The organism is Candidatus Kapaibacterium sp. (genome assembly GCA_023957315.1).
Classification (GTDB): Bacteria; Bacteroidota; Ignavibacteria; order Kapaibacteriales; family UBA2268; genus PGYU01.
The window spans coordinates 54,259-73,146 of the sequence record JAMLHE010000004.1 but is presented as its reverse complement, the minus strand read 5'-3'; the positions used below and the strand labels follow the sequence as shown (position 1 = coordinate 73,146).

Annotated in this window: 22 protein-coding genes; 6 read left to right on the top strand and 16 right to left on the bottom strand. The window is 38.2% G+C overall.

What is annotated here, in order from left to right:
* Positions 1 to 44: 44 nt before the first annotated feature.
* The 12 genes from M9949_05440 to M9949_05385 all read right to left on the bottom strand — a co-directional run bounded on the left by M9949_05440 (position 45) and on the right by M9949_05385 (position 8,303).
* A complete protein-coding gene (locus M9949_05440) occupies positions 45 to 992 on the bottom strand; it encodes an NmrA/HSCARG family protein (protein MCO5250851.1) in 948 nt (315 codons plus the stop codon).
* A 270-nt stretch (positions 993 to 1,262) separates the two neighbouring features.
* Positions 1,263 to 1,661, bottom strand: coding sequence for a GxxExxY protein (locus M9949_05435; protein ID MCO5250850.1), 399 nt, complete (start codon positions 1,659 to 1,661; stop codon positions 1,263 to 1,265).
* 127 nt (positions 1,662 to 1,788) lie between these two features.
* Positions 1,789 to 2,853 (bottom strand): magnesium/cobalt transporter CorA, encoded by a 1,065-nt coding sequence (corA, locus tag M9949_05430; GenBank protein ID MCO5250849.1) that lies wholly within the window; start codon positions 2,851 to 2,853, stop codon positions 1,789 to 1,791.
* 71 nt (positions 2,854 to 2,924) lie between these two features.
* The gene (locus tag M9949_05425; protein MCO5250848.1) at positions 2,925 to 4,061 is read right to left on the bottom strand and encodes a DUF935 domain-containing protein; all 1,137 of its coding nucleotides are present in this window, start codon (positions 4,059 to 4,061) and stop codon (positions 2,925 to 2,927) included.
* A gap of 12 nt (positions 4,062 to 4,073) precedes the next feature.
* A complete protein-coding gene (locus M9949_05420) occupies positions 4,074 to 4,514 on the bottom strand; it encodes a hypothetical protein (GenBank protein MCO5250847.1) in 441 nt (146 codons plus the stop codon).
* 9 nt (positions 4,515 to 4,523) lie between these two features.
* Complete coding sequence (locus tag M9949_05415; protein MCO5250846.1) at positions 4,524 to 4,877, bottom strand: hypothetical protein; 354 nt, start codon at positions 4,875 to 4,877, stop codon at positions 4,524 to 4,526.
* 229 nt (positions 4,878 to 5,106) lie between these two features.
* The gene (locus M9949_05410; protein ID MCO5250845.1) at positions 5,107 to 5,439 is read right to left on the bottom strand and encodes a hypothetical protein; all 333 of its coding nucleotides are present in this window, start codon (positions 5,437 to 5,439) and stop codon (positions 5,107 to 5,109) included.
* A 4-nt stretch (positions 5,440 to 5,443) separates the two neighbouring features.
* The gene (locus M9949_05405; GenBank protein MCO5250844.1) at positions 5,444 to 5,737 is read right to left on the bottom strand and encodes a hypothetical protein; all 294 of its coding nucleotides are present in this window, start codon (positions 5,735 to 5,737) and stop codon (positions 5,444 to 5,446) included.
* A gap of 19 nt (positions 5,738 to 5,756) precedes the next feature.
* Positions 5,757 to 6,185, bottom strand: coding sequence for a DUF1320 domain-containing protein (locus tag M9949_05400; GenBank protein MCO5250843.1), 429 nt, complete (start codon positions 6,183 to 6,185; stop codon positions 5,757 to 5,759).
* A 9-nt stretch (positions 6,186 to 6,194) separates the two neighbouring features.
* Positions 6,195 to 6,539, bottom strand: a complete 345-nt coding sequence (locus M9949_05395) for a DUF2190 family protein (protein MCO5250842.1) — start codon at positions 6,537 to 6,539, stop codon at positions 6,195 to 6,197.
* Positions 6,540 to 6,554: 15 nt separating this feature from the next.
* Complete coding sequence (locus tag M9949_05390) at positions 6,555 to 7,499, bottom strand: major capsid protein (protein MCO5250841.1); 945 nt, start codon at positions 7,497 to 7,499, stop codon at positions 6,555 to 6,557.
* A gap of 9 nt (positions 7,500 to 7,508) precedes the next feature.
* Positions 7,509 to 8,303, bottom strand: coding sequence for a hypothetical protein (locus M9949_05385; protein MCO5250840.1), 795 nt, complete (start codon positions 8,301 to 8,303; stop codon positions 7,509 to 7,511).
* A 188-nt stretch (positions 8,304 to 8,491) separates the two neighbouring features.
* On the opposite strand from M9949_05385, the gene M9949_05380 reads away from it, so the two are divergent.
* From M9949_05380 to M9949_05355, 6 genes are all read left to right on the top strand, one after another.
* Positions 8,492 to 12,376 carry a hypothetical protein gene (locus M9949_05380; protein ID MCO5250839.1) on the top strand — a complete coding sequence of 1,295 codons (3,885 nt, stop codon included), beginning with the start codon at positions 8,492 to 8,494 and terminating at the stop codon, positions 12,374 to 12,376.
* A 193-nt stretch (positions 12,377 to 12,569) separates the two neighbouring features.
* A complete protein-coding gene (locus M9949_05375; protein ID MCO5250838.1) occupies positions 12,570 to 12,866 on the top strand; it encodes a hypothetical protein in 297 nt (98 codons plus the stop codon).
* Positions 12,845 to 13,828, top strand: coding sequence for a hypothetical protein (locus M9949_05370; protein ID MCO5250837.1), 984 nt, complete (start codon positions 12,845 to 12,847; stop codon positions 13,826 to 13,828). Before M9949_05375 ends, M9949_05370 begins: the two co-directional genes overlap by 22 nt.
* 70 nt (positions 13,829 to 13,898) lie before the next feature.
* Positions 13,899 to 15,110: a tyrosine--tRNA ligase gene (gene tyrS, locus M9949_05365; GenBank protein MCO5250836.1), complete on the top strand. Its 1,212-nt coding sequence runs from the start codon at positions 13,899 to 13,901 to the stop codon at positions 15,108 to 15,110.
* A complete protein-coding gene (locus tag M9949_05360) occupies positions 15,107 to 15,292 on the top strand; it encodes a hypothetical protein (protein ID MCO5250835.1) in 186 nt (61 codons plus the stop codon). The genes tyrS and M9949_05360 overlap by 4 nt, the downstream gene beginning before the upstream one ends.
* Positions 15,289 to 15,867 (top strand): aminodeoxychorismate/anthranilate synthase component II, encoded by a 579-nt coding sequence (locus tag M9949_05355; GenBank protein ID MCO5250834.1) that lies wholly within the window; start codon positions 15,289 to 15,291, stop codon positions 15,865 to 15,867. Before M9949_05360 ends, M9949_05355 begins: the two co-directional genes overlap by 4 nt.
* On the opposite strand, the gene M9949_05350 is transcribed toward M9949_05355, so the two are convergent.
* Genes M9949_05350 through M9949_05335 form a run of 4 tightly spaced genes read right to left on the bottom strand, consistent with a single transcriptional unit; the run spans position 15,854 to position 18,876 of the window.
* Entirely contained in the window at positions 15,854 to 16,285 is a 432-nt protein-coding gene (locus M9949_05350; GenBank protein ID MCO5250833.1) for a hypothetical protein, read from the bottom strand. The two genes, M9949_05355 and M9949_05350, sit on opposite strands and share 14 nt — an antisense overlap.
* 14 nt (positions 16,286 to 16,299) lie before the next feature.
* Positions 16,300 to 16,926: an N-glycosylase/DNA lyase gene (locus M9949_05345; GenBank protein MCO5250832.1), complete on the bottom strand. Its 627-nt coding sequence runs from the start codon at positions 16,924 to 16,926 to the stop codon at positions 16,300 to 16,302.
* Positions 16,923 to 17,918 carry a VWA domain-containing protein gene (locus tag M9949_05340; GenBank protein ID MCO5250831.1) on the bottom strand — a complete coding sequence of 332 codons (996 nt, stop codon included), beginning with the start codon at positions 17,916 to 17,918 and terminating at the stop codon, positions 16,923 to 16,925. The genes M9949_05345 and M9949_05340 overlap by 4 nt, the downstream gene beginning before the upstream one ends.
* Entirely contained in the window at positions 17,911 to 18,876 is a 966-nt protein-coding gene (locus tag M9949_05335; protein ID MCO5250830.1) for a hypothetical protein, read from the bottom strand. Before M9949_05335 ends, M9949_05340 begins: the two co-directional genes overlap by 8 nt.
* Positions 18,877 to 18,888 lie beyond the last annotated feature (12 nt).

The window sequence follows — 18,888 nt, the reverse complement described above, 5'->3', positions numbered from 1 at the left end:
GAGCATAATCTCTGCGGTTGATTTAATTTTTTTCAATAAGCAAATTATTCCGGAATAGCAATTCTCGAAACGTTTACGTTCAACCATTTTTCAAAAGATTGGAGCTCAGGATTGAGTGCATGTGATTCGTCCAAATTACGTTCACCGCAATAAACATCGTTGAAATCACGTTTGAATTGAAACATATTCCCCAAATCATCGGCACCCGGGAAACCAAATCCGCGATAAACATCCGCCGGGACATCGTTATAGCGTACAGTTTGACCTACTGCTTTAGTCAGAGCCGAAGCCATCTCATAACCAGTCAAATGTTCACCGGCAATTCCTACAGTCTTACCGATATACGAATCACCTTTTTTGAAAATTCCGTAAGCACATTTGCCAATATCTTCAGCTGCCATGCCGGGCAATTTCTTATCGCCCATAGGCAATGTTAAACCCAATACGCCATCAGGACCACGTTGTGGACCCATTCCAAAGTATATCATATTGTCCCAATAGAATGATGTCAGCAAATAAGTTGTAGGTACACCAAGGGCAGCAAATTTTGCATTGGCTTCGCCTTTGGAATCCAAGTGAGGAACTTTGTACTTGCCTTGCAAAGTTGGCATACGGTCGTCATCCAATGGCACCCATTTGCGAGTATCACTAAAAGTTGACCAGACAGCGTGTTTGACTCCTGCATCTTTAGCAGCTTGTGCCAAATTAGCGGCTTGTTGGATTTCTTTTTCAGGTGAAAAATGTTCCCAAAAATTGGTGAGACAAAATACGCCATAAGCACCTTCGAAAGCACGGCGTAAACTGTCCACATCGTCTAAATCAGCTTGGACGACTTCGGCACCCATTTCAACCAATTTCATGGCATTTTCAGATTTTGGGTTGCGCGTAATAGCCCTAACTTTGAAGTTGCTCTGCGGGTCGTTCAGAATAGCACGAGCCAGACTTCCGCCTTGGGCTCCTGTAGCACCGGTAATAGCAATGATTTTACTCATAAAAAACACTCCTAATAAAATGATTACAAAACGTTAATTTTCTATATAATACAAATATAAGTATTATACAAAACGAACATTTTGCAATCATATTTTATATGTCATGACAAATAATATCTGAACTATGATTTGTTTGATTGGGGATGATTATTATGAGTTGTCTGAACTATGATTTGTTTGATTTATTATGATTTCTATGATTGGGTTTCAATCACCTAAATCATATAAATCATAGTTCAGACTTGTATCATATTTCAGACTTTGTATCTTTCACACTTCAGGTTTGAATTTCTTGTTAGTAAGTCTTTTGAAATTCAAATTTATTTCTCCGAAATTGATTAGCAAACCGATTTCCAGATTATATGCTTCCAAATAGTTTATAGCTTGAGCAAAATGGACATCTTCCAATTTTGTGATTGCTTTTAATTCTACCGAAATAACCCCTTCTACTAAGAAATCTACACGCCTGGAGCCAATTAGTTGTTCCTTATAAAATATGGGCATTTCCAATTCTCTATCGAAAACTAATCCCATATCTGACATTTCAATCTCTAAAGCCCTTTGATAGATTAACTCTTGAAAACCATTTCCAAACGAACCATGAACTGACATCGCAGCTTTGATGATTTTTGAAGTAATTTCAGAATACTTGTATTGTTCTTTAATCATATGAGTTCAATTTAATATAAAAAGAAAATGTCTGAATATTTTGTTTTAATCACATAAATCAATTTAATCATATAAATCATAGTTCAGACTTTGATTCATTTTAATCATAAAAATCATAGTTCAGACTTCACAACCACTTCTTACGTTTGAAGAAAATGAGCATCAGCAACCCTATTGCAAACATTAGTGCTAAAGCGAAGAAATAGCCATATTTCCAAGTTAGTTCGGGCATATTTTGGAAATTCATACCGTAAACTCCGGCAATGAAGGTCAGAGGCATAAATATTGTTGCGATGACAGTCAGCACCTTCATCACACTATTCATCTTATTGCTGACGGTAGTGAGATATACGTCAAGCATACCGGATAGCAAGTCTCTCGATGATTCGATAGTGTCAATCACCTGAATTACATGGTCGTAAACGTCTTTGAGGTAGATTCGTGTCGTTTTATGTATGAGTTTTGATTCGCCCCTTTCAAGTGTTCCGACGACTTCTCTGAGGGGCGAAACTGAGCGTCTTAGCAATATAAGTTCTCTCTTGAGTGTGTGGATTTCAAGAGTAGTGTCTTGGGTAGGATTTTTGAGCAATTGCTCTTCTATGTTTTCGATTTTCTCGCTAATTCTTTCCAATACCACAAAGTAGTTGTCAACTATTGTATCAATCAAAGTGTAAGCGAGATAATCAGCACCTCTTTTTCTAATTTGTCCGTTACTATTTCTTAATCTGATTCTAATTGGTTCAAATACGTCACCTTCGATTTCTTGAAATGAAACAACAAAATTTTTGCCGACTATCAAACTTATTTGTTCGTTGATAATTTTCTCGTTTTCATCAAAATATATCATCTTTAGCACTACAAAAATGTGGTCATCGAAATCTTCTAATTTGGGGCGATGCTTTGTATTCACTATATCGGCTTGGATTAGCTTATGCAATCCAAAATGATTGCCAATGCTTTCGATAACTTCAGTTTGGTGCACACCAATAACATTTATCCAATTTACTCCCGAACTTTGGTCATCAATTTTGAGTTCTTCGATTTTGCTGACTTCTTTCTCCTCGAAAGTTCCATCACTACTATATGAAATATGCGAAATCTTGCTACTTTCAGTGCGTTCAGAACCAATATGAACAAGTGCTCCGGGCGGAAGTCCAACCTTTTGTTTATATTTTTGGATATATAATGGCATAATTTTCACTCTCTCATATGAAATACGATAATGAACGAATTCTGACTTTTTTAAGTGCTAGTCTGATTAATTTATAAATTCAAATCTTCTTTCTTCAATCCGTAAGTACGAGTCCAATAGTCCAAATTGAAGGGTACGCCTGCATTGAGTAATCGAATATCTCTTTCCAATTTCTGATTATTGTCGGAATCGTTTAATGTCAATCTGATTTGTGGTGACTTGACTTCCCCGAAGTTGATTTCTGCTATTAGTTTGATAATATGATTGATGAAACTTTCGGCGATTTTAGCATCAGCGGTGATGATTTCGCGTCTGATTTTGTAATGTGTTTGAGCAGCGGCGAGAGAGCCGGTTTTCAATTCCGTGGTCAAAGTTTGAGAGAGCAATGCTTTAGAAATCTCCGTATTGCAAAAATTAATCATTTCTAAATACAAATCTGTGGAGGACGTTCTGGTGGCTTCTGCCAAAGTGATTTCAATATCCGAGGGCGATACAATTACGGCGTCCTCGTGCATATCGGATAGCACCTGGGCTAAGTTCTCGGCTTCGTCTTTGGTGGCGCCACGGTTGTATTTGCCTATCAAAATCGGCATTCCGTATTTTTCCATGAAATTCACCCAAAATCGAAGTCCCCCGTTTTTGAATGTTACAGCCCAATAGCATCTCGCCAGCAATGCTTCACCATATGGATTGGCATAACTCGCTTCATGGCTAGCAGTTGCAAACTTGAATTTCGAAACCGGCATTGGCTCTGCATGTTTTCCTTTTAAACACAATCTGCCTTTTGTGTCATAACAAAACCATTCCTGTGGTTTTGCTTGGATTTTGGTAGGCAATAAATATCTGGTGGCGGAATTAGTTTCATTCCAAATAAACTCGAAAGGTTGCCAACCGTAAAGTACAGATTCCGCAATATCGCTAATTAGCGATGATATGTTTATTTCGGAAATAAATTGCTCTATTAATTTAGTTAAAGCCGGGTCAACGTTGTCTATTAAAAGAGAATATTCAAGATTTTGCAATCCGCTCTTGCGTGATTGGATACAACTCCAAACGTGTGGGTCATATTTCAGTTTGCGATAATTTTCGATGGAATTGCCTGTCTTGCTCAATATTTCATCAGGATTGGGCAAAATTCCGATATAATTAAAAAACGACAACCTGTTTTCGCGCCTGACAAGTTCGGAGGTAAGATATTTTTTCTGCATAATTATTTCCTTTTATTTTGATGAATTGCCCAACAAGAAACCAATCACAACTGATGCGATAGCGATTAGAACCGTTTCCCACGAACTTTGCGATTCTGCGACTTTATTTTCGACAATGATTTCTGCGATTGCATTTGTATCAGCTTTATGCCTAACAGATAAATTAATTAAATGCTCCGGAAAATCGTATCGCACAAATACGGTATCGTAATGGACTACTGTATCTAAAATTGCCGAAAATGATTGAGTTACATATACAGTATCACTACGGTAAAGTATTTCCGGCTTGGCTTTTTCGATTATTATTGGTTCTCGATATTCGATTTGGAAAACTGTATCGCGGACGATATTTTTTATTATTCGCACATTTTCCGCTTTCTCGGGCAATAAAATATGATAAATTAAAGCTCCTGCCAATAAGGACAGGAGCGATATAAATAGAATTTGTTTCATTTTATTCGATTAATTATAAGAAAGAACTAAATTCAGATTGCCTGAAATTGCATCTCGCGATTCAAATATTATTTTAATAAATACATAATCAGCATTTAAGGATAAAAATATTGAATCGGTAATATTATTGCCCACGTCAGGCTCGACGGTTTGGATTATTTTATATGCAATTCTGTCGTTCGATACAGCAAATTTAATTAACGGATAATCACCCGTAACAGCTAAATTATTCCAATAAACTTGCAATGATGCAGCCTTGCGAATAATTCTGCTTTGATTTTTATCCAGCACAAATAATGGAAACCAAGCCGTCTCGAAATCAATTGTCATTGTGTGATTTTTGAGCAAATTAGTGTTGAACATGTCTGAATCCTATTATTCCACGAATATGCATAGCGTTTAAAAAAGAATGAATGTTGCGTCGCCTAATAAATACACCTTCAATTTTTGGATTATCGGGCGATTTGACATTGAACCCAATTGTCCGGACATTCCCGTGCGGGAGCACTTCAATCACTCTTTCGATATGCCCAAATCGGGATTTTCCTTTTCTCCAAATAATCAAATCATGTCGCTTTGCTTTGTAAGTAGTTCATTTGCCTTTTGCTTTTGCATTAGTATAAATACTATTTGCTAAGGGGCTTTTTGCAATTGGAATTTCTGTTCGGCTGAGTTTGAGCGAATCCGCTGCGATGGCAAAGCAATAATAGACACCGGCAGCGCAATAGGGTTCGCCCAAAGATAGCTTCATAATCTTATGATATTTTTCTACATCACCCCGATTTTTACCGCTTTCAATAGTTCCAATTTCCAATTTAGCAATTGATTCCGATAAATAAAGCAAATCGCTTCTACATATTATTTCGTAACGCTCTTTAGAATAGACACTTACGCATAAGAAAAATAATATCATTAAATATTTCATTTTATTATCCGAATTGTACTAAATAAACACCCAAAATTGTCAAACCTGCACAAATATGCACTCCAAGAAAGATGAAACCTAATACAATAGGCGAATGGCTTGGGAAATCTATCCGAGTATAAACATAAGTTGCTACCCCCGAAAGTGCAATTGCAATCAATTCGACTGTAATTATAAACATGATTGTAGTCAATTCTTCAATTTGAGGATTAAACAATAGAACTGCTCCAATAAGCATGATAAGCCAAATTGCATGGCGTTTGATTACATGAAATAAATACAAACTTTTAATAGTCATTTTGTACCTCTCAATATTTTCAGCTAAAGAATACATCAGTTTTGTTTCCTTGGAAAATTTTATATCCCGTTTTATTAGTAATAATTTCCGGAGGGTTGCTATTTGATTCGAATAAAACTAAATCACCTTTTTGAACCATGGACAAAACCCTTTCCGAATTCACACGTAAAGCAACAATGGCAGTAGGTATCAAAGAGTCGCGGTATCTGTATTCGTGCAAAAAGTAAACAGTCAAATCAATTGAAATGGTTCGAATTATTTCCGGGACAGATTCGAGCGGCAGTTTGTATCTGCCGCTCAAGAATGAATCTATTAGTGCATCGGAATTACGTCGAGCTTCGCTGACTCTGTCCTCGTCAATTGCACTGCCGGTATCATCGCCTGATAGTCGTGCCAAATCAGCAAACGATATTTGCAATAGTAAGTCGTCGTCATCGCTGTATGCCATATCTATGTCCTATGTAGTGAGCAAAACTCTTATCAAATCACCTGCAACTCCTTCGTCCAATGAATGCCCGTTGACATATTCCCCCACACTTGCATTGGCTGCTTTACCGTCAACATCTGATTTCACATCAGCACCAAGACCGATTGAGCCGGACGCTTCGACAAGTACAATTCCTATTGTGGTAACGGCGGCGAAATCGCCCTCATTGCAAAGATTATCTGTTGCACCGAGTGATTTTAAGCCATCAGCACATAAAGCACCCGCGAAATCTACAAATCTGAAAGCCGGTATATCTTCAGTAGCTTTGATAGTCATTGTCTGAATGGGAGCATAATTTTTATTATTTAACGACATGATTTATTCCTCCGATTATGAATGATTAGTATGTTTGATTAAAAATCCGGCAGCTTTTGAAGTTAGGTTGACACTATAATTATCGGTGCAACGAACTACTTTCATCTTTCCGCCATTTTCAAAGTATGAATCCACTTCGGGCATATTTTCACGTCGAAAAGTATATCCAAAGCTTGGGTTAAATTCGGAGCGTCGGTTTGATTGATTGTCATCTACATATGCAAGTACAATATTGTCTTGCCAAATATCACTATGCTCTCCATCAACATCACATTCTACTGCTTTGCCTACGTACACTTGTTCCAAATCAAGGATTTGGGCTAAAATGGAAGTAGTTACTTTGCTCAAGCCGTTGTATTTGATTCGTTCGAGAATTTTGGGGTGGTCTAATAATGCTTGGTAAGTCGAATCGCCAAGTATCATTACGTTCGGATATTTTGCAATATGACCACGTACAGCCGACATTGCATTACGGATAATTGCAATAGGGTCGGTGTCAGATTCGTAATCATCGAAAGCCTCAAGACTTGTCAATTCTTGCGTCAGACCGATTTCGTAATTAGTTTCGTCTTGTGCAAGGCTTGCGGCATCCTTTTCCCAGCCGAGATTAAGAATGTCCTTCAAATCTTTGGCGATTTTTTGCTCCAATTTGAAAAATGTCGGCGTTTCATCTTCTTCGAGATAATCAATAGCCGTTTCGATGTCCCGCTCGCGTGTTTCGATTGTCATCATCTCAAATTCGTAGGGCGGAATCCTATTTGATGATGCGCGGATAGCACGGTCAGTCTGACGAACTAAAAAAGCCTCTTTCCCGAAAATAGGAATTTTGTTCTTCAACTTGTTGACGAAAACGACGGGGAACAGTTTGTCTGCCACCAATGCAGCATTCGTATAACCTTGGGCGAGAGTGGTAAGTACAGGGTCCACCATCCGTAATTCATCAATTCTACGTTCTGCCATAAATCCTCCTTATTGGTTTTGAAAATAAATAATGTTGAGAGCATCTTCATAGCTGATATTATCGTTTTGCGAAAGCCTTTCAGCCGAGATATGAGTAGATAATCTGTCAGGATTCACTGATGTATGCGAGAAATTCTTGCTCGAGGGAATGCGTTCAAATCCAATAGCGAATTCGCTAATCAGACTTTTGTCGAGCATCGAGGTAATGATTCGCTCCAAAATCCCGAAAAAATCATAACCGTTATTTGATTTATCTGCAAATTTTTCGGCTAATTCCACTACCATAGCTTCTTGAGCCGGCGTGAGTTCCCTTGCCATTTCTTGGATTCTATTAATCCGCGAATTTGGCTCCGTTTGGGCTGCTTCTTTTTCATTTGGAGCATCCTCAATTGCTGTTTCATGTTCCGGATTCTCCGTAAAATCGGAATACTTTAGGGTATCAAGCCCCTTTACGGCAGGATTAGCAGCTCCGAGCAATGCCACATGGCGAAGCTCCAAATCCGCTCCAAGAGATACAGAAACATTTTTGAACACACCGCTTTTGAGTTCATCAAGAATATTATCGGCAACAAATTGCGCTTTGCCGAGCAGTTTTTCGCCTCTACGACTCAGCTTGCTAATCCATCCAACGGCAGGAGAATCATCTTTTGGATGACCTTTTACAATCGGTGATTCGGAATGTCGGTCGAGTTCGACCATTTGATTATACTTTGCGGAAATTTTATCCAACATTTCGGCATCGAAATTTCTCTCATTACCCTTGGAATCTGTGTGTAATCCCGTTTTGAAGATTTCAATCCACATGCAACATCCTTACTTTTTTTGAACAAAATAATTACGGTGCAAAAATATAAAGGGTGCTTATACATATATAGTGTATGATTATTTCTTATTTTTAAAAATATATTTTCATATTTTAAAATAAGTCTGTAACATTTTGTTGTTTTTTGATATTATATAAGTATAATGTTAACTTTTTTTTGGGAGAATTTATGATATGTGATTACGATTTACAGAGATTGAAATGCCAAGGCATTTTGTTTCTGATTTTTTGCGTCGGGATGATTTTGCCTCATGAGCTGAAATCGCAAGATTTGTTTGCAAAAATACCAAGCCCCGGTACAAACTATGTGACCGTAGCTAAGGCTGCAACTAATGGCAAGCAATATGTCGGTGTTTGGGGTGCCGGAATTTATACCTCTGTAAATAGTGGTGCAGATTGGACGGCAAACAATTCAGGATTGACAAACTTCTACATCAATGCAATCGAATTTGGCAGAACCAACGAAGTTTATGTTGGAACAATTGATGGCATTTTCAAATCTACAGACAATGGTGCATCTTGGAATCCGGCTAACAACGGATTAGAACACCTTCATGTCAAAGCAATCAAATCCGTAGTTAACGGCGATGTCTTTGTAGGTACTTATGGTGGGGGAATTTATGTTTCAAAGGATTACGGAGCATCGTGGACTCAAACCGGAGAGGGTTTGATGTATCGCGATATAACTTCGTTGGAAACTACAACTCAGAACTACATTGTAGCCGGCACATACGGTGGCGGAATCTATGTTTCTCGCGATGGTGGTGATACATGGTTACGTCAAAACAGCGGGCTGACAAATCTTTTCATTAACGACCTCAAACGCTCTCCTTTGGGCTATGTTTTTGCAGCAACAAATGGTCGTGGTGTTATGGAATCAGTCAATGGCGGTTTGACCTGGGCAGAATTGGATACATTCATGACCCGTCCCTTAAACCCTAATAAAGAACCATTACCTGATTTCAATGCAACTACAATTACTTTTAACAAAAACGGCAGAGTAGTTTATGGAACTCGATATGGCGGAGTATTTGTGCATGATGACGTAGTCAATTTCTCTTGGGTTCCTGCTTCAACCACCCGTGGTCAAGGTGTTACCAGTGTAATCAAAGGAGCAAACGACAATCTATTTGCATATTTCTCCAGTCGCAAACCGAACTATTCGCTCGGTAATGGTGATGTGTTTGAAGATGATGATAGAATTTATCCACACCCTGCTCCCACATCCAGAATATTTTATGCAAAAAATGACAGAATGTTCAAAATAATGGCAGATGGTGAAGTTTGGCAAACATTAGATTACGGTGATAGCTGGGCTATGATTTCAAATATTGGTCAAAAGGTGAATGATTTTGCGATGGATTCTGTCGGTAATTTTTTAGTCGGTACGGATGTAGGTTTATATGTTTCTGACCAATCGGCTACAGCTTGGAATCGAATAAGATTTGCGGACACTATCGTTTATGCAGTCCAAGTTTCGCCGGACAATCATTTCGTTGCAAACGTTCATTACTATTTCATGCCGGACCCTCCGGGCGAACCTATTGATAAGCGTTATGTTTTTATAACTGTTAATAATGGTAATAATTGGATTGATATATCGCCAAGCTTTCTGCCAAGTAATGACCCACCCTACAAGTTAGCTATTACAAATAACAAGTACATTTATGTCTCAGCTGGACCTTTGGCTTTCTACTCAACTGATGGAGGTACAAAATGGACCCCGACTAATTTATTAGGAGGGAGCATTAAAGACATATTTCCTTCGCCTGACGGAAATGTTTATATTGCAACTTGGGATGGCTTATACAAATCAAGTACACCAAGTCAGTTCACAAAGCTGAATACAGGGCTTACGTACGCAGATAAAGTCTTTGCAGACCAAAATGGAAAAATTTTCGTTTCCGGTGTTTATATGCTACCTGCAAATTTCTCTTTATCAAGTACAATAGCTACATCTGATGACAAAGGGGCAACATTCGATTACATCAGGGGCGATTATCATTCTGAAATAATTACTGCATATGCTATAAACGAAGACAATACATTTTTTATGGGTGGCGAGTCCGGTATGATATATCGTGCTATTGACCCTGAAATACTTACAGCACCGGAAATCATAAACCCTGCTCATAATTCATTCGATATAGAAAACGGTTTGGAATTAATATGGAAAAGCGTCGAAATGTCTGAATTATATCAAGTTCATGTTTCGATTGACGATGAATACTTCTTCAATTTCGAATCAATAACACTTTCCGATACTTCGCATATTATGCAATCTGATTTCACATACAACACTAAGTATTACTGGCGTGTTAGAGCTAAAAATCATTCAGCGGTCAGTCCTTGGTCAAGTACACATGTATTTACTACCAAAATTGCTCCACCTGTGCTTGTATCTCCTGCAAATGATTCTGTAGGCGTTGCTGTTTCCACCGAATTAGACTGGGAAGAAGTTTGGGGAGCGGACAAATACGAAGTTCAAGTCTCGACTACCGAAGATTTCAGCGTAATTTTCTTCACAAATGACAATGTGATTGAAACGAAAATTGCAACACCTAAACTTGACGGTTTGACTAAATATTTCTGGCGTGTTAGAGCTATCAATGATAATTCGACAAGTTATTGGTCTGAAGTTTGGGCATTTACTACTGTACTTGGACCTCCGAGATTTATAACTCCCGAGCACCTTTCAGTCGGCAACAGCATAGACTTGGAGTTCACTTGGAATCCGGCATTAGAAGCTACAAGTTACAATCTTAAAATCAGCACAAATCCCGATGCTTCCGAACCATTTTACGATGAAACCGGAATAGTCGGCACTTCGCATATGGTGAACGGATTGAATTATAACACAAGATATTATGCAATTCTCAGTTCATCGAATGAATTCGGAATGAGCGAATGGTCTGATATGAGAGAATTTTTGACAGCATATGCACCGGTTATGTTGACTTCGCCTCCAAATATGGCTGTCAACCAACTAATTTCGCCTGAATTACAATGGACTCAATTCGGTGGACCCGAATTATATCATGTCCAAGTGGCAAAAAATTCCGACTTTATCGAAAAGGCAATTGATGATAGTGTCGCAGACGCTGTTAAACATACTGTAGCATTAGAACCATTTACAAGTTACCACTGGAGAGTCCGAGTCGAAGATGATGATAATTTCGGTACATGGTCTGAAGTATGGACATTGAAAACAAGACTTCAAGCGGTTAGTCTCCGTATTCCTGCGAATGAATCAAAGAATCTTCCTTCGTCAGTGCAATTCTTATGGTTTTCGATGAATAATGCAGTTCGCTATCACTTGCAAATTGCCAATGATATGGAATTTAATGACTTAATTTTCTCTCAAGATACAATCAGTTCTGTAAGTCATACATTCCCGACTTTAGCACCAAATTCGACATTCTATTGGAGAGTCCGCGCTTATAGCGTCGATGGTCCGGGCGAATGGTCAGTAGTTTGGAAATTTGAAACAGGAATTGGCGGTCCACTCTTGATTGCACCGGCAAATAACACAGAATACGTACCATTGGAAACTACTTTCAGTTGGGAATTATACAACGGAGCTATATCGTATGAATTCTTGCTTGCTACCGATAACAAATTTACACAAGTAATTGAAGACGAACCGACAGTTACCACGACTACTCACACAGTATCAGGATTGAGTGATAATACACAGTATTTCTGGAAAGTTAGAGCTGATTTGGGTAATGGCAAATCCGATTGGTCTCAGGTGTGGTTTTTCTATACAGGTCCTGCAAATTCAGTAAATGATTATATTGCAAATGTTGGAACTTATCCGAATCCGTTTACACAAGCTGTGACAATCGAGTTTGAAGCCAAAACTTTCACAAGAGTTCAACTACAGATAACTGATGCTTCGGGCAAAAAAGTTTACGACAAGGATTTAGCTTATGTCGTTCCCGGTCAAGTTCGTACAGTATGGGAACCAAAATCATTGCCAACAGGTGCTTATTATTACCGAATTTTAGTAGGTGATTCAGCTATCAACGGTGAATTAATGATGGTCAAGTAAGCGTAATTAACCATAACAATCTTAAAAAACTGTCTCGTCTAATAACGCGGCAGTTTTTTTGTTTATATACATTATTCACTATGTGGCAAACTTTTTGCTAAGTTTATATTATAAAGAAATTCGTAAAGTTACCGATTTACATATTACTATATATAAACTATTTGAATGGGATTGATTTGACAGGTTTGATTTGATGGATATAATACAAAAAGAAAAGCTAAAGCGATTACTTAGAATCAAAAGCCAACTCGAACCCAAGACATATCTTGATGAGTTAGCCGAAATTGGCGTGCTTGAGTATTATGTCAAAGATTATCTTAAAGAAAAATTCGATACAGACCCCGAATATCGTGATAAAATTTACGATTATATTTACAGGTATGCAGAAAGTTATAATGATGATTTGGAAGTTTACTATTTAGAACAAATTCTCGAAAGTCTCAGTTTTTTTAATCAATATACCGAAGAATGGCAGAAAACAAGGCAATAAGACCCGAAATCAGAGGTTTGTTCGACATGATTCGCGAGCATGCCATGAAGTATAATCGTGCTTTCGAGACGCTTGAACGAGACCGCGAAAACTACGAGTATTTTGTTGGAGATTTGAAGAAACAAGTTCAAGAATTTTACAAAGTTATAAACAATGATTTTTACAGCATTAAACAAAAATATGACGATGTTATCAAAATCATTAATATCGAAACACTCAAAACCTTAGAAAAATATTCCGAAATTTCGGATTTGGAGAAATTGCAAAAATCCTACTTCAAAGCAGTCGAAGAAATCAGCGAAATCCAAAAATCGCTTAATGTGCAATACGAATTCCTGCAAAAAGAATCAAATGCTTTTATCAATCTTTCAAATGAAATCAAAAACAGGTCCAATCGCGAAGTTGAGAAATTTCTTGAAAATGCCGACAAAAATCTAAGTGAAGCAATTTCGAGAGAAATTTCAAAAACTGAAGATAAATTGATGGCAAAGCTCGTTTCCGTCGAAAAACGAATTGTTTATTTCGACCAAATATATTGGGCTTTCCAGGACAGATATCGCGAAGAAGTCAGGAATTTCTACAAAGAGATGGATACGCTCAAAAGTATATTTTCATCTGTTAATGCCAATAAGTCTGAAATTGACCAAAATAGCATAGGTATTATTGAAACGGATTTCCAAAACAAATTCGATGCTATGCACAAATTGATTGAATCAATCCAAGAAAAAAGCAAATCCCATGACGAAATTTTAGGACGATTGCCGGCTTCATTTCAGAGCAGTAAAGAATTTTCGAGTGTCATGCCAGACAATGACAGCAAAAAAATTGACGAGCTCCAACGCAAAATCACAAAATTCGGCACCGAGACAGCGGCTCTGAAAAAAAGTCTATCTACCGCAACGACTATTGCAGTACTTGCAATCATAGGAGCGATAATCGCTATAGTGATTGCAACCTTGTAATAATCTGCATTTTTAATAAATCTATTGTAATTACGTTATGCTTTGTTTATAAACAAACAGAATATATACTATGTTTCCGTCACTGAACGAACAGATGGATTTAATCAAACAAGGCGTTGTTGATTTACTTCCAGAAGATGAATTAACACACAAAATCGAACGCTCAATCAAGACAAATCAACCGATGAGAATAAAGTTAGGTGCAGACCCAAGCCGACCTGATTTGCATATAGGTCATGCTGTGGTGTTGCACAAGATGCGCCAATTCCAAGATTTGGGACACAAAGCCATTTTGATTATCGGTGATTTTACGGCGATGATTGGCGACCCAACGGGCAAATCCAAAACTCGCCCGCACCTGACAATCGAAGATACGAGAATAAATGGGCAATCTTACCTCGAACAAGCGACGATTATCCTTAGTTCGGACAGGCTCGAAGTAGTGTATAATTCGGATTGGCTCAATAAAATGAATTTTATGGATGTAGTCAAATTGACTTCAAAATATACTGTGGCTCAACTTCTCGAGCGAGATGATTTCTCCAAACGTTATCATTCAGGTACTCCAATCAGTCTTCATGAATTTCTATATCCACTCGCTCAAGCAATGGATTCTGTCCATATTAAATCGGATGTCGAGTTGGGCGGCACTGACCAAAAATTCAATCTCCTTGTAGGTAGAGAAGTTCAAAAATCTTACGGCGAAGAAGCGCAATGTATCTTGACTATGCCGATTCTCGAAGGCACTGACGGAGTGCAAAAGATGTCCAAGTCGCTCGATAATTACATAGCAATTACCGATACGCCGCGTGAAATGTTTGGCAAAGTGATGTCAATCCCCGATAATGTTATTTCACGATATGCACATTATGCAGCTTTTATGCCTGATTCAGAAGTCGCAAAATTAGAAAGCGGGCTCGCAGACGGGACTATACATCCGAGAAACGCCAAAGTAGATACTGCAATGAAAATCGTAGCTGTTTATCATAAGGAAGATGCTGCAAAAGCGGCTTTTGAAGAGTTCGAGAGAATTTTTGTCAACAAAGACATTCCCGATGTGATTGACGAAATGCTATTGGAGGAGCCATCTTTCAGAGCCGACGAATTGTTGGTGCTTACACAATTAGCACCTTCCAAAAAAGAAGCTCGAAGACTAATCGAGCAAGGCGGAGTGACTATTGACGGCGAAAAAATTGCTGATACATTTTTTGAAATTGACTTGACATCGAAACGTTTGCTCAAAGTAGGCAAAAGAAAATTCTTATACGTAATGGCAAAATGATTGCAAAAAAATTCATATTTACCTTGATTTTTACATTTTATCTGGCTATAATGGCAGTCGGTGCGGAGAATTATTCCAATCGCCGCCCTGTGCCTATTGTTCAAACATTAGATTATCATCCTGTTTATTTGCGTCGGAAGCCACTTAAGATGCACTTTGTAAATAGCTATGAGATTTCATGAAGAGACCAAGAATTCTTTTGATTGATAATTTCGATTCCTTCACGTTCAACGTAGTTGAATTATTACGCAAAATTGGTCATTCATGCGATGTAGTACGGTATGACATTTTTGACATTGAAATTTGTGATGCGTACAGCCATATAATTATTTCACCGGGTCCCGGACATCCTGACGAATACACAAAGCATTATGCCTTATTGAATAGATTCAAACATTCAAAAAAGTTTCTTGGAATATGTCTCGGACATCAAATTATCGCCAGATATTATGGTGGTGAATTGTTGAATTTGCCCCAAGTACGACACGGAATTGCATCTGAAATTCAGATTTGCGATGAAAATGAAAAGCTTTTTAGCGGTCTCGAAAAACCGATTCTTGTTGGTCGTTATCATTCGTGGGCAGTTGCAGAGTCTGATTTCCCCGAAACTCTTACAATTACATCATATTCTGAAGATGGAATCATAATGTCGCTTCGTCACAAGAGTGATGATGTGTGTGGTATCCAATTTCATCCCGAATCAATTATTACAAAGCAAGGCGGCAAAATGCTTGAAAATTGGCTTAATTCGGATTGATATTTATCATTGTTCCGATTTCTTCAATATCAACATTATCCCAATTTTTGACGGGACAAGCAAGCACCAAACCATCTCCTTGCACTTGGAAAAAGTGTCGCCATTCAGTGGAGTTCAGCCCAACGGCAAGATTCATCTTGTTGCGGGCGATTTTCATTTGCGAAACAAAATCAGCAGGCATCAGATACAATTGCGATTTTTCGTCAATTTTTAGATAGTCTTTCAAATCAAATTTGCGTAATCGGCAAAATTCATATGCCAGTTCTTCCATTCGCGTGTTGACGTAGCAATAATCAGTCTTAATCCGCAATTCGAAAATTCTGTCCTGGAAATAATCTTCCCAGTAAAATTGCAAATATCCGTTTGAAAATTCTATCTTTTCGATTCTCGAATCCGAGTTCAAATCCTCTATTGTCATCTTTTTCAGCTAATTTATTTAAAAATCTCACCTGTTTCGTAACTCCAAAACAGCAAATCTAATTCGTCAATAGTAACGTTTAAGTCGGCAGCATAATTTTTAAAATCTTTTTCGATTTCTAAATATCTGCTTTTAGTGCCGAGTTTGGGAATTTCCTCATAAAGTCCGCAATTAGCAAGATGCTTCAAAATATGACGGTCTAAAATTGCCAAATCGCGACATCCGATATTCCGAAGAAAATGGCTGCTTTCTTTCATCCCAAAGCCATTTAGATTCTCAGTCAGCCATCGCCTTTTTTCAACCGGTGAATCATCGGAACGCAGCACTTGTTCGATTTCGGGATATTGCTCACGCATTTCTAATAATCGGCGAGCCTTTTGGTTGTGAAATCTGATATAATTCGCAGGGTTTCGCAACAAAGGAGTTGGGTCGATTTCTTTATTGCGGAAGTTGAGCTTTTGCAATGCAAGTTGGACTAAATATGCGTTTTGGGCTTTTGATTGCGGTGTGCAAATACAAAAACATAATTCGTAAAAATAATGCTCAACTTTGACTTGCGAAAAATGCTCAAGTCTTGACGTGATTTCGTGCCTAATCTCTGAAAATTTTGCTTGTAGCTCGACCGGTAGAGCTTTGCTCAAGGTAATGTCCTCAAATAAGTATATCGGAATAATAGTTCGATAAAAATTAAAACAAAGGCAATCATTACAAAAGGCGGAAATTCTTCATGAAATTTCTTGAACACAGAGACATCCACTTTGGTGGTTTCTAATTCATCAATTTCTGTATAAATTTCCTGCAAAACCTTGTTGTTTGTGGCGCGGAAATATTTCCCATTAGTCATACTTGCAATTTGCTTCAAAATATCCTCGTCAATCTGAACTTCGAGATTGCGATATTGAGTGCCGAATTGCGTTTTGATGGGGTAAGGAGCCATACCGCGAGTACCGACGCCAATTGTATAAACTCTGATTCCGTATGTTTGGGCAATTTCAGCAGCTGTCAGAGGAGCAATGAAGCCCGCATTATTTACACCATCAGTCAGCAGTACCACTACTTTGCTTTTTGCTTTGCTGTCTTTAAGTCGCGAAACAGCCGTTGCCAGACCCATTCCAATTGCAGTATTGTCCTCCACCATGCCTTCTTTTACCGTAGCAAGCAGGTTTTTCAAGACAGCATGGTCAATCGTCACCGGGCATAGTGTAAAGCTTTCACCGGCAAAAACCACAAGACCAATGCGGTCGTTTAATCTATTTTCGACAAATTCAGTTGCTGTTTTTTTGGCAGCTTCGATTCTATTTGGCTTAAAATCTTCTGCCAACATCGAAGTCGAAACATCAATTGCCATGATTATATCAATCCCTTCGGTCGAGACAGTTTGCGAGCTTGACGATGTCTGAGGACGTGCCAAAGCCGTTACCAAAAGTGCAAATGCAGCCACTCGTAATACAATCGGAAAATGCCGCAGAATTTTACGAGGCGAAAGTTTTGCATTCTTGAAAGGCGTCTCAGTCGGAATTGTCAGCGTAGCATATTGCTTTTTTTGACGCAAAATATACCAAAGCAAAAAAATCGGAATTGCGAGCATTACATAGAAATACTCGGGATTTGCAAAAGTTACTCCATCAAACATTGTTTTTTTCCTCCACTGATGTTTCGCTTGATTCCAACATAATTCTCGATTTAGTCTGATTCACAAAGGCTACTGCCATAGTCATGCTATCATGATTTTGTGTGTCAGACGGTGTAAATTTGGCAAATTTGGTCAAATCGGCAATTGACAATATTTTCTGCAAAATATCCAATGCTTCGGGTGAAGGCTCTTTGCTCCGCAATTCGGTTAAAATCTCATCGCTTGTCAATTCATGGGCATTGATGTCGTAAATTCGGTGAATATATGTTCGCAAAATATCTGTCAAATCCGAATGATAGACCTTGTGCCGTCCTGTTTGCCAAATCTTTCTGTGTTCCAATTCTTTTAGCGCTTGCAATGCCTCCAAATCCGCCGGAATAGTAGGGTCATACTTTTCAATGACTGGCACTTTAACTTTACGCTTTCGTTTATAAAGTATCACCACAATTGCAACAATAAGCAAGCCCACTCCCAAAACTATCAAAATATAAGGCAAAAGCTCGGCAAATGTGATTGGTATTTCAATCGGACCTTTGATGTCTTTCAAATCAGCAGCAGAATCAAGCTGGACAGTCGCAAAATACAAAATTAGCTCATCGGAATTTGCAACAAAGGGAGAATCATAATCTTGTCGCTCGTAAACGAATGGAATTGACGGAAGGCTGACCAGTCCTGTGTCGAACGAGGTCACTGTTACAATTCGCTTCAAAATCAAATTCCTATCGCTTTTGCTCGTGTCAATATTGCCTATTTCGATTATATCAAATGGACCTAAAGTATCGCCCAAAATCGGAAAAGTGACTTTATCGCCGGACTGACCCAAATATTCAAAAGTCAACTTAACATGCTCGCCGATTAGTACATTATTAGTATCGGCACTAACCTTAATCTCAGGATTTTGGCTGTAAAGATTAACTAATAAAAATAATAAAAAACTTATAAATGCAATTATTTTCATACTGCTCATATT